The organism is Thalassobius vesicularis (assembly GCF_004799325.1).
Taxonomy (GTDB): domain Bacteria; phylum Pseudomonadota; class Alphaproteobacteria; order Rhodobacterales; family Rhodobacteraceae; genus Thalassobius; species Thalassobius vesicularis.
This window is the reverse complement of record NZ_SSMD01000003.1, coordinates 24,721-39,868: the sequence shown is the minus strand read 5'-3', so window position 1 is coordinate 39,868 and position 15,148 is coordinate 24,721. Positions and strand designations below refer to the sequence as shown.

Here is a 15,148-nt window from a genome sequence, read left to right as displayed (position 1 = left end):
ATCACTTGTGTCAATCTAGCGATGCCGTCCGAAAGAGGCGGGGACAGAGGCAAAATTCATGGCGCGTCGCAGAAAACCTGCCCTTGGGGCATGGCTTTACTTCTCATTGGCCTTCGCAACCGGCGGGTATTTCACCTTTGCCGCGGTGCAGGGCAGCTTTGGCGTATTTCGCCGGGCCGAGATCACGGCGGAATCGCGCGTTCTGGAAACCGAACTGTCCAAACTGAACGTCGAAGTCGCGCGTATGGAGAACCTGACCCTACGCCTGTCCGACGAGTATCTCGACCTTGATCTTCTGGACGAGCAGGCCCGCTCGGTCCTGGGTCTGCTGCGCAGCGACGAACTGGTCATTCGCTGAAAACACGCTACACTCATCGCTAACCGATTGAAAAGGCGGGGATTGCCCCGCCTGTTTTGCCTTGCGTCAATTTGCGCTCGCCTCAACGGAAAAACTCATGTATAAATAGTTTAATGCTAAACTATTGTCGTTTTCGGGAGGAGGACGCCGCATGGCCGCCAGAAAAACCCAAGCCAAATCAAATACTTCAGCCGACGAGCTGAAGAAATTCTATCGTGACATGCTGCTGATCCGCCGATTCGAAGAAAAAGCCGGCCAGCTGTACGGCATGGGCCTGATCGGTGGTTTCTGCCACCTGTATATCGGGCAAGAAGCCGTCGTCGTCGGCCTGGAAGCCGCGACCGAAGAAGGCGACAAGCGCATCACCTCGTACCGCGACCACGGCCACATGCTGGCCTGTGGCATGGACCCGGACGGCGTGATGGCCGAACTGACCGGCCGCAGCGGGGGCTACTCCAAGGGCAAGGGCGGCTCGATGCACATGTTCTCGAAAGAGAAGCATTTCTACGGCGGCCACGGCATCGTGGGCGCACAGGTGCCGCTGGGTGCGGGTCTGGCATTCGCCGACAAGTATCAGGAAAACGGCCGCGTGACCTTTGCCTATTTCGGCGACGGTGCGGCCAACCAGGGCCAGATCTACGAGACCTTCAACATGGCCGCCCTGTGGAAGCTGCCGGTGATTTTCGTCATTGAAAACAATCAGTACGCCATGGGCACGGCGCAGCGTCGCTCGACCTCGACGCCCGATCTGTGGACCCGTGGCGCGGCCTTCGGCATCCCCGGTGAGGCAGTCGACGGCATGGATGTTCTGGCGGTGAAAGCGGCCAGCGAGAAAGCCGTCGCACATTGCCGCTCGGGCGAAGGCCCGTACATTCTGGAAGTGAAAACGTACCGTTATCGCGGCCACTCGATGTCTGACCCGGCGAAATACCGGAGCCGCGAAGAGGTTCAGAAGATGCGCGACGAGAAGGACGCCATCGAACACGTGCGCGAGCTGCTGCTGACCGGCAAGCACGCCACCGAAGAGGACCTGAAGGCCATCGACAAGGAAATCAAGGAAATCGTCAACAAGTCTGCCGATTTCGCCCGGACCAGCCCCGAGCCCGAGCTTTCGGAGCTGTGGACCGACATTTACGCCTGAGAAGGAGACAGACTAATGGCAACCGAAATCCTGATGCCCGCGCTTTCTCCGACGATGGAGGAAGGCACCCTGGCCAAATGGCTGGTCAAAGAGGGCGACACCGTCCAATCCGGCGACATCCTGGCCGAGATCGAAACCGACAAGGCCACGATGGAGTTTGAAGCCGTCGACGAAGGCGTCATCGGCAAGATCCTGATCGCCGAAGGCACCGAAGGCGTGAAGGTGAACACCCCCATCGCCATCTTGGTGGAAGAAGGCGAAAGCGCCGACGCCGTGGTCGCGGCAGCCCCCGTCGCAGCGGCGGCAACCCCCGCAGCCGAGGCCCCTGCCCCGGCGCCCGTCGCGGCAGCCCCCGTCGCCAAAGCGGCGGACCTGACGCCCGATTGGCCCGAAGGCACCCCGATGAAGAAACAGACGGTCCGCGAAGCCCTGCGCGACGCGATGGCCGAAGAGATGCGCCGTGACAGCACCGTCTACCTGATGGGCGAGGAAGTCGCGGAATATCAGGGCGCCTACAAAGTGTCCCAGGGCCTGCTGGACGAGTTCGGCGCCAAGCGCGTGATCGACACTCCGATCACCGAATACGGGTTCGCCGGCATCGCCACGGGCTCTGCCTTTGGTGGCCTGCGTCCGATCGTCGAGTTCATGACCTTCAACTTCGCCATGCAAGCGATTGACCACATCATCAACTCGGCCGCCAAGACGCTGTACATGTCCGGTGGCCAGATGGGCTGTCCGATCGTGTTCCGTGGCGCCAACGGTGCTGCTGCCCGCGTGGGTGCGCAACACAGCCAGGACTATGCCGCTTGGTACGCGCAAATTCCGGGTCTGAAGGTGGTGATGCCCTACTCGGCCGCCGACGCAAAGGGCCTTCTGAAAACCGCGATCCGCGACGGCAACCCGGTGGTGTTCCTTGAGAACGAGATCCTTTATGGCCGCACCTTCGACGTGCCGGACATGGACGATTTCACCATTCCCTTCGGCAAGGCCAAGATCTGCCGCGAAGGCACCGACGTGACCATCGTGTCCTTCGGCATCGGCATGCAATACGCGCTGGAGGCCGCCGACAAACTGGCCGCCGACGGTATCAGCGCCGAAGTCATCGACCTGCGCACCCTGCGTCCGCTGGACTATGACACCGTGCTGAACTCGGTCATGAAGACCAACCGCTGCGTAACCGTCGAGGAAGGCTTCCCCGTTGCGTCCATCGGCAACCACCTGTCGGCAGTCATCATGGAGCGCGCGTTCGACTATCTGGACGCCCCCGTGATCAACTGCACCGGCAAGGACGTACCGATGCCCTACGCGGCAAACCTGGAAAAACTGGCGCTGGTGACCACCGACGAAGTGATCGCCGCCGTCAAGCAAGTCACTTATCGGTAAGGAGAAATCGCGATGCCTACTGAAATCCTGATGCCCGCGCTTTCCCCCACGATGGAGGAAGGCACCCTGGCCAAATGGCTGGTGAAAGAAGGCGACACCGTTCAATCGGGCGACCTGCTGGCCGAGATCGAGACCGACAAGGCGACGATGGAGTTCGAAGCGGTCGACGATGGCGTGATTGGCAAGATCCTGGTCGCCGAAGGCACCGAAGGCGTGAAAGTGAACACGCCCATCGCGGTGCTGCTGGAAGAAGGCGAAAACGCCGCTGATATCGGTGCAACTTCCGCTCCGGCGGCGGCTGCTCCGGCGCCGGCCGCAGCGGCGGCCCCGGTTGCGGCCAGTGCTGCCCCTGCCCCGGTTGCCCCCAAGGCTGCCGATGGCGGTCGCGTCTTCGCCTCGCCGCTGGCCCGCCGTATCGCGGCTGACAAAGGTCTGGACCTGACGAAGATCGCAGGCTCTGGCCCGCGTGGGCGGATCGTCAAGGCCGACGTGCAAGGCGCCACCGCCAAGCCCGCCGCTGCCCCCGTGGCCGCAGCGGCCCCGGCAGCTGCCGCCCCTGCGCCTGCTGCAGCGGCCCCGGCTGGCCCCTCGACCGAGACCGTCAAGAAGATGTACGAAGGTCGCGCTTACGAAGAGATCAAGCTGGACGGGATGCGCAAGACCATCGCGGCCCGCCTCTCCGAGGCCAAGCAGACCATTCCGCACTTCTACCTGCGTCGCGACATCAAGCTGGACGCGCTGCTGAAGTTCCGCGGCCAGCTGAACAAGCAGTTGGAAGCGCGCGGCGTGAAGCTGTCGGTCAACGACTTCATCATCAAGGCCGTCGCCAACGCGCTGCAACAGGTTCCGGCCTGCAACGCAGTCTGGGCGGGCGACCGTGTGCTGCAGCTGAAACCCTCGGACGTGGCCGTGGCCGTGGCGATCGAGGGCGGGCTGTTCACTCCGGTTCTGAAAGATGCCGACATGAAGTCGCTGTCGGCCCTGTCGACCGAGATGAAAGACCTGGCCAAGCGCGCGCGTGATCGCAAACTGGCCCCGACCGAGTATCAGGGCGGCACCTTTGCCATCTCGAACCTGGGCATGTTCGGCATCGACAACTTCGACGCCATCGTGAACCCGCCGCATGCGGGCATCCTGGCGGTCGGCTCGGGCGTGAAAAAGCCCGTCGTCGGCGCGGATGGAGAGCTGACCGTGGCGACCGTGATGTCCGTCACCATGTCGGTGGATCACCGGGTGATCGACGGTGCGCTGGGGGCCGAGCTGCTGCAAGCCATCGTGGACAACCTGGAAAACCCGCTGACCATGCTGGCGTGAAGTCACTGATATACCAAAGAAAAACGCCGGGGTCCTGCCCCGGCGTTTTTCGTTTCAGCCCATCTGGTAGCCAGGTGTTGATCGCATCAGGGTGATCTCGTCCTCGGTCATCACATCCTCGACCCCGTCGAACAGGGGGGTGGAGAGATAGCGTTCGCCCGTGTCCGGCAGCATCGCCAGAATGACCGATCCCGCAGGCGCAGTCTGAGCCACCTTCAGCGCCGTGGCAAAGGTCGCTCCGCCGGAGATGCCGGTGAAAATCCCCTCTTGCAGCGCCAGTTGACGGGCGGCCTGAATGCTTTCCGGGCCGGCGACGGGCAGAAGCTCGTCATAGCCGTTCTTGTCCAGCAGTTCCTGCAGCACCAGCGGGATGAAATCCGGGGTCCAGCCCTGGATCGGGTGCGGGTTGAAGGCCGGGTGGCTGACGGCGGGTTCGCCATCCGCAGTGCGTTCCTGCGCGGTGCCGCTTTGCACCATCGCGGCATTGGCGGGTTCGGACAGGATGATCTTGGTCTCGGGCCGCTCACGCCGCAAAACACGGCTGACGCCGGTCACGGTGCCGCCCGTGCCGAAGCCGGTAACGAAGTAATCCAGCCGGTCGAAATCGGCCATGATTTCGCGCGCGGTGGTGTGTTCGTGAATGTCGGCATTCGCTTGCGTTTCGAACTGGCGGGCGAAGAACCAGCCGTTTTTCTCGGCCAATTCCTTGGCCTTCTGGTACATGCCGGTGCCCTTTTGCTCTTTCGGGGTCAGGATCACCTTGGCGCCGAGAAAGCGCATCAGCTTGCGTCGCTCGACGCTGAAGGTTTCCACCATCGTGATCACCAGCGGATAGCCCTTGGCCGCGCAAACCATTGCCAGACCAATGCCGGTATTGCCGCTGGTCGCCTCGACCACCGTTTGGCCGGGTTTCAGCGCGCCGGATTTCTCGGCCGCTTCGATGATGTTCAGCGCCAGCCGGTCCTTGACCGAGCCGCCGGGATTGAACGCCTCGGCCTTGACGTAAAGGCTGACGTGGTCCGGTGCCAGCTTGTTGATGCGGATGGCGGGGGTGTTGCCGACGGTGTCCAATACGCTGTCGTACAGACGCCCGCGGCCTTCGGTTTGGCGAGTCATTGCGCTCCTCCCGGGGAATGAAAATGCCCGGTCAGGGTAAATCCCGCCGGGCATCTGCGCAATCTAAACGGTTGGGAGGGCTTCCCTTTTTCCGATCAGCAGTCGGAACAACCCTTCAGGCTTTGGTCCATGACAACGGACGGCGTATCGCAGCCCGCCTCGCCGACGACCTTGGCCGGAACGCCCGCCACGGTGGTTTTCGGCGGCACGTCATGCAGCACGACCGAGCCCGCCGCGATGCGCGAACAATGCCCGATCTTGATATTGCCCAGCACCTTGGCACCCGCGCCGATCAGCACGCCGTCGCCGATTTTGGGGTGGCGATCCTCGTCTTCCTTTCCGGTGCCGCCCAGCGTGACCGAGTGCAGCAGCGAGACGTTATCACCCACGACGGCGGTTTCGCCGATGACGATGGAATGCGCGTGGTCGATCATGATGCCCTTGCCGATCCGGGCCGCCGGGTGGATGTCCACGCCGAAGGTTTCCGAAATCCGCATCTGGAAGAAATAGGCCATATCCTTGCGCCCGACTGTCCACAGCCAATGCGCGATGCGATAGGACTGCACCGCCTGGAAGCCCTTGAAGAACATCAGCGGCTGAAGGAAGCGATGGCAGGCCGGATCGCGGTCATAGACTGCGACGATATCGGCCCGCGCCGACAGCGACAGCGACGGATCGGCCCGATAGGCGGCATCGCAGATTTCGCGGATCAGCTGCTCGGACATCTCGCCCGAGGCCAGTTTCAGCGAGGTGCGATAGGCCAGCGCATTCTCGATCGAGGCATGATGCAGGATGCCCGAATGCAGCAGCCCGCCCAGTAACGGTTCATCAGCTACGGCCTGTTCGGCCTCGGCGATGATCCGGTTCCAGACAGGATCGATTTCAGCAAGTTTGGCGCGCGTTTCATACATGACTGCGGTCCTCCGGTCACTTGGACTATAGCAGATAGGACCGATTGGCAAAATGCAAAGGTCTGAAATGATTGATCACAAAACGGAATGACCCGCACGAGGCGGGCCATTCGAGATCAGGCAGAGACGGACAGCCGTGCAAAATGCCCCGGCCCATACCGCGCCGAGACCTGCGCCACGGCGATTTCATAGGCGCCAGACAGGCCGTCATTCGCTTGCTGAGCGGCAGAATAAGTCCAGTTCGGCACCGTCAGGGTTTCCTCGCGAATGACCTGATTGCCCTGCATGACGCGCAGCAGATAGGCCTCGGCCTCTTCGCCAAGGGGCACTTCGGGGGCATCCCAGCTGTCACCGTCGATCCGTGTACGGCGGATCCAGCTGATGACCATGTCACCTCCGTACTCCCGTTTGGACAGATGCGCCGGCGCATAGGGTTTCAGACCGACGCCGGAAAACGCGTGCACCTCGTGCTTGTACGAGGGATCGTCATAGGCGCGCAGCGATGGCCCGATCCGGTAGTGCTGCGCCACCGTGCGGATCGAGGACGGCAGGTCCAACTGCTTTGCGGCGCCATCCAGCAAGACGAAATAGCTGCCCTCGGGCCACGTAACCGGGATCAGCCCATCGGACCCGGCTTGCCCACGCAAAAGCATCGACAGATGCCAGGTGTCCTGAGCCACCAGTTGCGCATCGCGGAACTGGACCAGCTCCCAATTCTCGGGGGTTCCGTCACCGATCGCGGCCACATTGGCCCCGTTCAACAGCGCGATTTCGCTGCGCCCGCTCAGCGTTCCGCGGGCAAGGCGCACCTGAATGACACCGTGCCGATCAAACCGCCCGGACGGAGCAGCCATCAGCGGCGCCACAAGCTGCCCCATGACCGCCGGCGCACCCAACGTTTGCAGCAGGGCATAGTCGCTGTCCTGCGTCGCACTGAACACCGAAACGGTGCCGGGCCAAGGGTTCGCCGTAGCCGCGACGTGCGGCGCATGAGGCGTTTCATCACCGCTCAGCAGCGGCAGGTCGAGGAACAGCGGGAACACGGAGGTCGGGGCCGCGAACCCCGGGACTGAGGCAGGTTCGTCGTCCAGATCGGTCGGGCGATAGGTTTCAGCGTCGACCCGCACACCTTCGGCTTGCAGCAGCGCGCCGGTTTCAACGCGGTCCAGACGGTAAAGCGCCTTGCCAAGCGCGACCACATCCCCAGCGCCCAGCCAGGATTGCGACGGCGCCAGCGCCAGCTTGACGCTGTCACGCCCGATGCGCGCCTCGCTCAGCCAACGCTCCACCGCCTGCCGCCCTTCGGAACGGGTCATCAGGATCGGCATTTCCGACTGCGAGACGGAATGATCGGCCTGATCCGGCAGAACCGCCTCTTCAGCAGCAGCTTCGAAATCTCCGCCCGCCGCGACGAAGCGCAGACGAACCCGGCCGTGCAGATCGCTTTCGGCAGTGCGCGCGTGCTCGACCCCGTGTGGGGTGTCGCCAGAAACCGCCAGCGTCAGCGGCTCTAGCACCGCATCAGCCCGGCCATCCCGATTGCGGAAAACCAGCACCCCGTCGCGTTCGACTGCATCAAAGCCGTGGCACAGCATCAGCGGCTGCAAAAGGGCCCGCGCGCTGTCGGTGCTGTCGGCCAGGTAGCCGCGCACAAGCCCATGCAGCCGGGACGTATCGAGGGCGCTGACATCCGCGTCCTCGCAAATCTCGCGCACGACCGAGGCCAGCGAGCGCGCCGCCCCGCGCCCGTTCAGCCAATGACCGCGGGCATAGTTCGCACCGTCGCTCCAGAGTGCGGTGTTGGCGGGGAAATGCGGGTACGGCCGGGCATCCCACGCCCAGACATAGGCGTTGGCCATGTCCAGCATGGGGCCCTGATACTCGACAGAAACCGGGTTGTTCGCCGGATCGCCCCAATAGCCCAACACCGCGCGCAGATATTGCATCTGCATGTACTCATCCCGCCGGCCCGACGAATGGCGCGGCAGGCCGGATTCCGAGGATTTCGGGTCCAAGAACCTGTTCGGCTGGTTGCTGCCCTTGTCGATGGCTGCACATCCCAGCTCGGTGAACCAGACGGGTTTCGACTGCGGCACCCAATCGGTCGGCGCTTCCTGACGGACACCAGAAATCCGCTCGTGGTGATCGTTCTGCCACCAGTTGCGAATGTCCTTGTAGCGCCAGATCCACGGCTCTTGCGCATCCGTGATCGGCGTGCGGATTTGCGCCGCCTCGGCCTGGGCCGAGTGATAGTACCAGTCGTACCCCTCACCGCCCTCGACCCCTGCGCGCAGGTAGTCCAGATCGTAGATCGTGCCCCAGCCCGCATCCAGGTGGTCATCCCCGTCGCGCCAATCGGTCAGCGGCATGTAATTGTCGATACCGATGAAATCGATCTGCTCGTCCGCCCAAAGCGGATCGAGGTGGAAATACACGTCGCCCGAACCATCCTGCGGGTGATAGCCGAAATATTCAGACCAGTCGGCGGCATAGCCCAGCTTGACCCCCGCCCCCAGCAGCTGACGCACCTCGGCCGCAAGACCGCGCAGGGCCTGAACCGCCGGAAACCCGGCGACCCCGCGCAGTTGCGTCAGCCCGCGCATTTCCGAACCGATGCAGAACGCCGAAACGCCACCCGCAGCAGCGCACAGCGCCGCGTTGTGCAGGATAAAGCGGCGATAGGACCACTCGTCGGGGCCTGAATAGCTGACCGCGCCCTCGGCAACCGTGAAATCGCTGGCCGAGGCCGTGCCGAAGAACGCCGCCACCTGAGCATCCGCCGCTGACGTCCCATCGGGCGAGCCGTCCAGACCCGGCGCGACCTCGGCGGTGATCCGTCCGCGCCAGGGCAATGCGGCCTGTTCATCTGCGCCGTAGGGATCGGGCAAGGCGTTGCCCTCTAGCTGGTCCATCAGGATGAACGGGTAGAACATCACCCGCTTGCCCCGCGCGGCAAGCTCGGCCACGGCCTGGATGACCGATTGATCAGTGGGCGTGCCGCCATAGACTGCGCGATCATCCAGCTGCGGCACCACTTCGACGGTCGCGCGTGTCAGGCCCGACACCTGCCACGGCATGGCGGCGGCGTCGAATTCGGACTGCTCGACCATCGGGCGGATCTGGCACGACCCGCAGCGCAGATCGTCGCCAAACCAGCTGACCACCAACGAGACCGCCTCGCAGGCTGGCAGCTCTTGCTCCATCTGGTCCATAGAGGTCAGAAAATCCGTCTTGCCCGAGGGCGAATTCGCGTTGACCGTCTTGCTGGAGCCCATCGCATATTCGACGACGGCAGGCTGCGTGGCCAGCGCGTATTCCCCCGTGCCGGGGATCAGCGCCACGCCCTGAACAGCGCGGGCGGGTTCGGCCTGATCGGTGTCCACAAAGACACGATCGGCACGCAACACCTCGAAACTGAACTGCGGCACACGGTTGCCGAATTGCGACAGGTCCAGATCTTCGAACACCACGTAGGCGGTGCCGCGATACGCGGGAACGGCGCCGGCGCCCTCGATCGCCTCCATCTTCGGGTCGGGCAGTTGCTGGTCGTCGCCGGGATAGACGCGCATGGTCAGATCGGCCGGAGAAATCTCGGAGCCATCAGCCCAGATCCGGCCAACACCTTCGATCTGCCCTTCGCACAGAGCAATCGCCAGGCTGACGGTATAGCGGAATTCGCGCGTCGACGGCGCGGGGGCACCCCCCTTGCCGCCGCCCGAGGTCGAGACATGCTCGGCGAAATGGGTGGCCCAGATCACCTGACCACCCACGCGCATCCGCCCAAAGACACGGGAAATCGCGTCGCCCTCGCCGGAACTGCTCAGGCGAAAGCGATCCACCCGCCCGGTCTCAACCACGTCCGAGCCCGCGCCTAACAACCTTTGGTCGATCACCCGCCCAACGGTGGCGCCGGCGAACCGGCCCATCGCCGCCATCGACAGCCCCATGACGGTGCCGCCAACAGAGCCCCCAATCGCCGCACCTGCGGCGGATAGCAAAATCGTCGCCATCAAATCTCTCCTTCCGGGAATGCGAACCGGGCCACGATGCGCCGGTGCCAAGGCTGGCTCAGCGGGCTTTCCACGACAGCGTGGCCGGAATACGCGTGGATAAATGTCGGGCGGTCGCCGGTCTGGCCAGCGATGCCCAGATGCTTGGCGACGCCCCGGTCACGCATGCGGAATAACAGCACATCGCCGGGGGCCTCGTCGCTCAGCGGCTTGGGGTTCAGATGGCGCAGGGCTGCGGCCCAAAGCGCCTCTTCGCCCTGCGGTTCGGACCAATCGCGGGAATAGTTGGGAACCGTTTCCGGTTCGGGCCCGACCACCTCGCGCCAGATCCCGCGCAGCAGGCCCAGGCAATCGGTGCCCGCGCCCTTGACGCTGCATTGGTGGCGGTAGGGCGTGCCGATCCAGCTCCGCGCTGCAAGTACGATGCGGCTCATCTGCGGCTACCCCCCGTCGCGGTGGCGGAGGCCGGAACAGCGACCGTCCAGTCGTTGCCGGGAATGTCCGGGAAGCCCTGGAAGTTGAGCAGGTTGTCGAACTTGAAACGGCACGTCTCCATCCGCTTGTCGCAGCCGGCCGTCAGGCGCACCGTATCGCCCAGCGCCAGATCGGCCCCAAGCCCGGACCAGAGTGTAATCTCGCGCCCATCCACACCCACAACGTCCGCCTTGATCACCCCGCGCAGCCCAGCGGCCGCACCGCCCAGCGCCTCCAGCACCCCGCGCTGAAACCATCCGGAGTCAAAACCCGCCACGCCGTCCAGCCCGATCCGAGTACCGTCCACCCGCGTCACCACGGCCTCGGTCCGGTAACCCGGCGCGTCCAGATCCATACGACAGGACCCATCCCCCAGCACCGCCGAGCACGGTTTCTGGAACACCCGCCCTTGCGGACGGTTCAGCAAGTCCGTCAGCCCCAGCAGCTCAGCCTCGAACGCCCCGCCAGAGCGGCGCAGCTCGCCGATGGTGCCGCGAAATTGCAGCACGCGCATCGCCACAATCGCCCAGTTGACCAGCCAGCAGCGCACCTCGGCCCCGTCATAGCGTCCGACCGCGATATCTGCCTCGCTGATCGAGGCATCGGACAGCGCGCCCATTGCCTCGGTGTTGTCCACCGACAGGCCGGTGCCCTGCTGTAATGCAAGCGCAGTCAGGCCGGTATCGGCGCGAAACACGATGCCCTCGAACGACAGATCGCCGTCGTGATCGGTAAAGCCCAGCTGCACCCCGTCCTTGCGCGTCAGCGCCCAGCAGCGGCACAGCGTCGTGATGCCACCGGACAGGTGCGCGCGCATATCATCGCTCATGCTCATGCGCGCACCTCGATCACCGGAACATCGGGCACCTCGCCCGCCTGGAAACTGGCCACAGAAGAGCGGATGCGATCCGTATCAAACCGCACCGGCACGTCGAACTCGAAGCCTGCCGTGATCTCGTCCCCCTCGTTCGGGGCCATCTCGAAGGTCACGATCCCGGTCGCCGTATCGACGCTGTAGTGTACCCCTTCCTGCATCTCGACGCCTTCCACACCGATCCGCACCGTGCCTTGCACAGGTTTCTTGATCGGTCGCGCGTAGCTATGGGTGCCCGAGCGATAGAGCTTCACCAGCTGGAACGCTTTGGCCTCCCCGTCTCCCTCTGCGATCACCTGATCGTCGAACGCGACCTTGCCAGAGGGCAGGCAGGATTTGAAATCCGACCAGTCCTTCCATCGGAACCCGTACATCTGGCCCTGACGCGCCTCGAAGAACCCGATCAGGGTTTCCACGTCATCCAACGACCGCATCCCCATCCCGGCATCGTAATGCCGACGCGAATGCGCCCAGGGGGTGTTGCGCTCTTCATGACCGTTAACCAGAGAAACGATCTCGGTCTTGCGTTCCGGCCCGCCGACGGCACCAAAGCTCAGGTTGGCGGGGAAACGTACCTCGTGAAACTGCATCTTGTCCTCCGATCAGCGAATGCGTTGGCCACGGCCCAGGGCGCGGCCCATCTGCGCGGCGATCTGAGATTGCGAGCGGCGGAAGCCCTCGACATCGGGCGTGGTGATGTTCATCACCACCGTCGTGGCGCCTTGCCCCTGCATCCGCACCCCCAGCTTACCGTCAGCGCCACGCGCCAGCGGCATGATCGCCTCGGGGCCAGCCTCTCCCATCAGCCCGGTGGCGCCGCGCATCGGAAAGGTCGTGGGGCCAGACACAACGCCCCCATTGGCAAACGGCATCACCCGCCCCTGAGAGAACGAGCCGCCATCCGCAAAGGGCAGCACCCCGCTCAGCAGGTTCCCCATGCCCTGCGCCAGCAAACCGCCGAAATGGTCGGTCACCGGGCGCACCGCCGCCGAGTACACCGTGTTGATCATCGACTGCGCCACCGTCTGCAGCGCATCCGACAGCTTCATCCCGTCCAGCACCACGCCGTCAAAGGCGCGGCGTAGCCCGCGGCTCAGCCCCTTTTCCAGCGCGCTGACATCTACAGCCGTCGCGCCCATCGTCGCCTGCACCCGGCGCAGCTCGGCCTCGAACCCCGCTGCCATACTGGTCGCCGACCCAAGCGAGGTCTCCAAAGCGTCAACCTGGTCCTGCAACCCGTCCAGCCCGTCAATTTCCGCCATTGTCTCCGTCTCCTATCTGGTCCGGGTAAGCCGCCAACAGCTCGTCCAGACGTGCCCGCCCCAAAGGCGCCCGGCCCGAGCCCGCGCCCAACAGGATCTGCAATTCCGCCGGGGTCAGTCGCCAGAACTCGTCTGGCTTCAGCCCCAGCCCGCGCATTCCCGCGCGCATCAGGGCGGGCCAGTCAAAGCTGGCCATCGCCATCCCCCGGCAAGGCGAAAGCCCGCGCCAGCAACTCGGCCGCCACACGCGCCGCGCCCATCGGGCCGCCCGCGATATCGGCCTGCGCCAGATCAGACGCCTGTCCCTTCCAGCCGCCCCCGCGCAGCCCCGCCACCAACAGCAGCAGCACATCGCGCGAGGAAAACCGCCCCCCTTCGAACCGCTCGACCAGCGCCAGCAGGCTGTCGGCCTGCAACGCGACCTCCAGCTCGGCCAGTGCGCCCAGCGTCAGTTTCAGGATGTGGCGCTGGCCATCCATCACCAGCGCCACCTCGCCTGCCCAGGGGTTTGCCATCACGCGTCCGCCGTAAAGGTCAGCGCCCCGGCCGAGGCCATCGACAGCTCATACGTCGCCTCGCCGTTATGGCTTCCCGAATACTCGATCGAGGTGATCTGGAACGCCCCCTCGACCACGCCGAAATCGGGGATGATCACCTGGAAATCCGGGGTTTCGCTGTCGAAAAAGATCTGGCGCGCCCGCTCATCGGTGTTCGCATCCTTGAACACGCCCGACCCCGAGATTGCCGCCGATTTCACGCCCGCGCCGCCCAGCAGCTCGCGCCAGCCCCCTTGGCTCTCCAGCGAGGTCACATCCACGCTTTCGGCGTTGAAGCTGACGCGCGTCGCACGCAGCCCCGCGATGGTGGCGAACGAACCGTCCCCGGTCAGGTCCACCTTGATCAACAGATCCTTGCCATTCTGAGCAGCCATGTCTCACTCCTTTGGAAAAACTCCGTTATCTTCGACGCGGGCGCGGAATTTCAGGTCGATCCTGCGGCCCGCGCCCTTCTGATCACGCAGCGCCTGCGCCTTGTGGAAATTCAGCGCCACCAGATGGCCGCGCGTCAGCGTCAGGTTGGCATCCACCAGCGCGTCACAGATCGCCGCCGCCAGCGTCTTGGCCTGCGCGAACCCCGCCTCCGCGGTGTAGACGGTTACGGTGAACTCGTGCTCGGCCCCCGCATTGGTCTGGTCCGAGCGGTCACGCACCAGCTCCGGCCCCAGGCTGACATAGGTGTCCGGCACCACGCCCGAGGGGATCGCGTCATAAACCGCCCCACCGACCAATGCTGTCACGACCGCATCCGCCAGCAGGCACTGATACACCGCGCCCTGAAGCGCCGCCGCCATTGCATAGCTCATGCCGCGGCCTCCTCTGTTGCGATGCAGGTCAGAAACCGCCCCTCCGCGTCACGCTCCCCGACCGAGAGGATGCGAAACACCCGCTCTCCCTCGCGGAACCGCTGTCCGGGACGGGGCCGCATCGTGGACCCCACCGGCGCGCCGCGCACCGTGATCCGGTACGACGCCAACGAACCCGCCGCCCCCCCCAGATCCGCCTCACGCCCCGACCGGAACGAGACCTCGGCCCACAGATGCCCCAGAACGGACCACCCCTGGGTGAACCCGCCGGCACCATCGGGGGCCTGCGTGGCCTCCTCCAGCGCCAGCGCACGGTTCAGATGCGGCGCACTCATTGCCCCGCCCCCCCGGCAAAGACCCGCACGGTGCGATAGCGCTCCAGCAGGCTGGTCACGCCGAACGGCATGCAGCGCCCCGAAAGCGCGGTCTCGTGCCGGTACTCGTAGTAATGCGCGCCCAGCATCATCACCGCCTGCGCCAGATCGTGCGGCAGGTCGGACCAGTCCGGCCCATACCCCGCCAGAAACCGCACCCGGACCGAGCCACCCATCGGCACCGTCGGCAACAGCCCCGACACCGGGCAAATCCGCGACCGTTGCGGATCGGGGCGCAGCACATAGGCCGCCGCATCCACCACGGTTTCATCCCCTGCGCGGTCCGTCAGCACCACCTGCGCAATCGCGCTGACCGGGGCCACCGGCAGGGCCTGCCCGCTGGCATCGCGCCAATCGTTCAGGGTCCAGGAAAACTCGCGTTCGATCAGCACCTTGCCGGTGCGCGCCTCGACCGCCGCCATCGCCGCCCGCAGGAAGCTTTCCAACATGGCGTCCTGCACGCTGTCCTCGGCGAACCCGCTGCCCAGCCGCAGGTGAGACTTGAAATCCGCGACCGGCAGCGCCGCCAGCGGCACCTGGGTCTCTTCGACTAACATCATGGAAAAAC

Annotated in this window: 17 protein-coding genes; 4 read left to right on the top strand and 13 right to left on the bottom strand. The window is 64.6% G+C overall.

Features of this window, described 5'->3' with window-relative positions; all coding sequences use genetic code 11:
* Positions 1–58: 58 nt before the first annotated feature.
* The 4 genes from E7681_RS06705 to E7681_RS06690 all read left to right on the top strand — a co-directional run bounded on the left by E7681_RS06705 (position 59) and on the right by E7681_RS06690 (position 4,196).
* Positions 59–358, top strand: coding sequence for an FtsB family cell division protein (locus E7681_RS06705; RefSeq protein WP_136338515.1), 300 nt, complete (start codon positions 59–61; stop codon positions 356–358).
* A gap of 151 nt (positions 359–509) precedes the next feature.
* Positions 510–1,499 (top strand): pyruvate dehydrogenase (acetyl-transferring) E1 component subunit alpha, encoded by a 990-nt coding sequence (gene pdhA / locus E7681_RS06700; RefSeq protein WP_136338514.1) that lies wholly within the window; start codon positions 510–512, stop codon positions 1,497–1,499.
* 15 nt (positions 1,500–1,514) lie between these two features.
* Entirely contained in the window at positions 1,515–2,882 is a 1,368-nt protein-coding gene (locus tag E7681_RS06695; protein WP_136338513.1) for a pyruvate dehydrogenase complex E1 component subunit beta, read from the top strand.
* A gap of 12 nt (positions 2,883–2,894) precedes the next feature.
* Complete coding sequence (locus tag E7681_RS06690; protein ID WP_136338512.1) at positions 2,895–4,196, top strand: pyruvate dehydrogenase complex dihydrolipoamide acetyltransferase; 1,302 nt, start codon at positions 2,895–2,897, stop codon at positions 4,194–4,196.
* Positions 4,197–4,250: 54 nt separating this feature from the next.
* On the opposite strand, the gene cysK is transcribed toward E7681_RS06690, so the two are convergent.
* The 13 genes from cysK to E7681_RS06625 all read right to left on the bottom strand — a co-directional run bounded on the left by cysK (position 4,251) and on the right by E7681_RS06625 (position 15,140).
* On the bottom strand, positions 4,251–5,312 hold the full coding sequence (cysK, locus tag E7681_RS06685; RefSeq protein WP_136338511.1) for a cysteine synthase A: 1,062 nt from the start codon (positions 5,310–5,312) through the stop codon (positions 4,251–4,253).
* A 95-nt stretch (positions 5,313–5,407) separates the two neighbouring features.
* Positions 5,408–6,223 carry a serine O-acetyltransferase gene (gene cysE / locus E7681_RS06680; protein ID WP_136338510.1) on the bottom strand — a complete coding sequence of 272 codons (816 nt, stop codon included), beginning with the start codon at positions 6,221–6,223 and terminating at the stop codon, positions 5,408–5,410.
* Positions 6,224–6,339: 116 nt separating this feature from the next.
* Positions 6,340–10,233, bottom strand: coding sequence for a baseplate multidomain protein megatron (locus E7681_RS06675; protein WP_136338509.1), 3,894 nt, complete (start codon positions 10,231–10,233; stop codon positions 6,340–6,342).
* Complete coding sequence (locus tag E7681_RS06670; protein WP_136338508.1) at positions 10,233–10,667, bottom strand: NlpC/P60 family protein; 435 nt, start codon at positions 10,665–10,667, stop codon at positions 10,233–10,235. The genes E7681_RS06675 and E7681_RS06670 overlap by 1 nt, the downstream gene beginning before the upstream one ends.
* Positions 10,664–11,536, bottom strand: coding sequence for a DUF2163 domain-containing protein (locus E7681_RS06665; protein WP_425471378.1), 873 nt, complete (start codon positions 11,534–11,536; stop codon positions 10,664–10,666). Before E7681_RS06665 ends, E7681_RS06670 begins: the two co-directional genes overlap by 4 nt.
* Before the next feature lie 2 nt (positions 11,537–11,538).
* Complete coding sequence (locus E7681_RS06660; RefSeq protein ID WP_136338506.1) at positions 11,539–12,171, bottom strand: DUF2460 domain-containing protein; 633 nt, start codon at positions 12,169–12,171, stop codon at positions 11,539–11,541.
* A 12-nt stretch (positions 12,172–12,183) separates the two neighbouring features.
* Positions 12,184–12,843, bottom strand: a complete 660-nt coding sequence (locus tag E7681_RS06655) for a phage tail tape measure protein (protein WP_136338505.1) — start codon at positions 12,841–12,843, stop codon at positions 12,184–12,186.
* The gene (locus E7681_RS06650) at positions 12,830–13,039 is read right to left on the bottom strand and encodes a rcc01693 family protein (RefSeq protein WP_136338504.1); all 210 of its coding nucleotides are present in this window, start codon (positions 13,037–13,039) and stop codon (positions 12,830–12,832) included. The genes E7681_RS06655 and E7681_RS06650 overlap by 14 nt, the downstream gene beginning before the upstream one ends.
* Positions 13,026–13,358 carry a gene transfer agent family protein gene (locus E7681_RS06645; RefSeq protein WP_136338503.1) on the bottom strand — a complete coding sequence of 111 codons (333 nt, stop codon included), beginning with the start codon at positions 13,356–13,358 and terminating at the stop codon, positions 13,026–13,028. The genes E7681_RS06650 and E7681_RS06645 overlap by 14 nt, the downstream gene beginning before the upstream one ends.
* Positions 13,358–13,774 (bottom strand): phage major tail protein, TP901-1 family, encoded by a 417-nt coding sequence (locus tag E7681_RS06640; RefSeq protein ID WP_136338502.1) that lies wholly within the window; start codon positions 13,772–13,774, stop codon positions 13,358–13,360. Before E7681_RS06640 ends, E7681_RS06645 begins: the two co-directional genes overlap by 1 nt.
* A 3-nt stretch (positions 13,775–13,777) precedes the next feature.
* Entirely contained in the window at positions 13,778–14,206 is a 429-nt protein-coding gene (locus tag E7681_RS06635; protein WP_136338501.1) for a DUF3168 domain-containing protein, read from the bottom strand.
* Positions 14,203–14,541, bottom strand: coding sequence for a head-tail adaptor protein (locus E7681_RS06630; RefSeq protein WP_136338500.1), 339 nt, complete (start codon positions 14,539–14,541; stop codon positions 14,203–14,205). The genes E7681_RS06635 and E7681_RS06630 overlap by 4 nt, the downstream gene beginning before the upstream one ends.
* Positions 14,538–15,140, bottom strand: a complete 603-nt coding sequence (locus E7681_RS06625; RefSeq protein WP_136338499.1) for a head-tail connector protein — start codon at positions 15,138–15,140, stop codon at positions 14,538–14,540. The genes E7681_RS06630 and E7681_RS06625 overlap by 4 nt, the downstream gene beginning before the upstream one ends.
* Between the last annotated feature and the right edge of the window lie 8 nt (positions 15,141–15,148).

What these genes read in the sequence shown, in the direction of transcription:
- E7681_RS06705 (WP_136338515.1), top strand. Translation starts at nt 59, where the DNA reads ATGGCGCGTCGCAGAAAACCTGCCCTTGGGGCATGGCTTTACTTCTCA.
- pdhA (WP_136338514.1), top strand. Translation starts at nt 510, where the DNA reads ATGGCCGCCAGAAAAACCCAAGCCAAATCAAATACTTCAGCCGACGAG.
- E7681_RS06695 (WP_136338513.1), top strand. Translation starts at nt 1,515, where the DNA reads ATGGCAACCGAAATCCTGATGCCCGCGCTTTCTCCGACGATGGAGGAA.
- E7681_RS06690 (WP_136338512.1), top strand. Translation starts at nt 2,895, where the DNA reads ATGCCTACTGAAATCCTGATGCCCGCGCTTTCCCCCACGATGGAGGAA.
- cysK (WP_136338511.1), bottom strand. Translation starts at nt 5,312, where the DNA reads ATGACTCGCCAAACCGAAGGCCGCGGGCGTCTGTACGACAGCGTATTG.
- cysE (WP_136338510.1), bottom strand. Translation starts at nt 6,223, where the DNA reads ATGTATGAAACGCGCGCCAAACTTGCTGAAATCGATCCTGTCTGGAAC.
- E7681_RS06675 (WP_136338509.1), bottom strand. Translation starts at nt 10,233, where the DNA reads ATGGCGACGATTTTGCTATCCGCCGCAGGTGCGGCGATTGGGGGCTCT.
- E7681_RS06670 (WP_136338508.1), bottom strand. Translation starts at nt 10,667, where the DNA reads ATGAGCCGCATCGTACTTGCAGCGCGGAGCTGGATCGGCACGCCCTAC.
- E7681_RS06665 (WP_425471378.1), bottom strand. Translation starts at nt 11,536, where the DNA reads ATGAGCGATGATATGCGCGCGCACCTGTCCGGTGGCATCACGACGCTG.
- E7681_RS06660 (WP_136338506.1), bottom strand. Translation starts at nt 12,171, where the DNA reads ATGCAGTTTCACGAGGTACGTTTCCCCGCCAACCTGAGCTTTGGTGCC.
- E7681_RS06655 (WP_136338505.1), bottom strand. Translation starts at nt 12,843, where the DNA reads ATGGCGGAAATTGACGGGCTGGACGGGTTGCAGGACCAGGTTGACGCT.
- E7681_RS06650 (WP_136338504.1), bottom strand. Translation starts at nt 13,039, where the DNA reads ATGGCCAGCTTTGACTGGCCCGCCCTGATGCGCGCGGGAATGCGCGGG.
- E7681_RS06645 (WP_136338503.1), bottom strand. Translation starts at nt 13,358, where the DNA reads ATGGCAAACCCCTGGGCAGGCGAGGTGGCGCTGGTGATGGATGGCCAG.
- E7681_RS06640 (WP_136338502.1), bottom strand. Translation starts at nt 13,774, where the DNA reads ATGGCTGCTCAGAATGGCAAGGATCTGTTGATCAAGGTGGACCTGACC.
- E7681_RS06635 (WP_136338501.1), bottom strand. Translation starts at nt 14,206, where the DNA reads ATGAGCTATGCAATGGCGGCGGCGCTTCAGGGCGCGGTGTATCAGTGC.
- E7681_RS06630 (WP_136338500.1), bottom strand. Translation starts at nt 14,541, where the DNA reads ATGAGTGCGCCGCATCTGAACCGTGCGCTGGCGCTGGAGGAGGCCACG.
- E7681_RS06625 (WP_136338499.1), bottom strand. Translation starts at nt 15,140, where the DNA reads ATGATGTTAGTCGAAGAGACCCAGGTGCCGCTGGCGGCGCTGCCGGTC.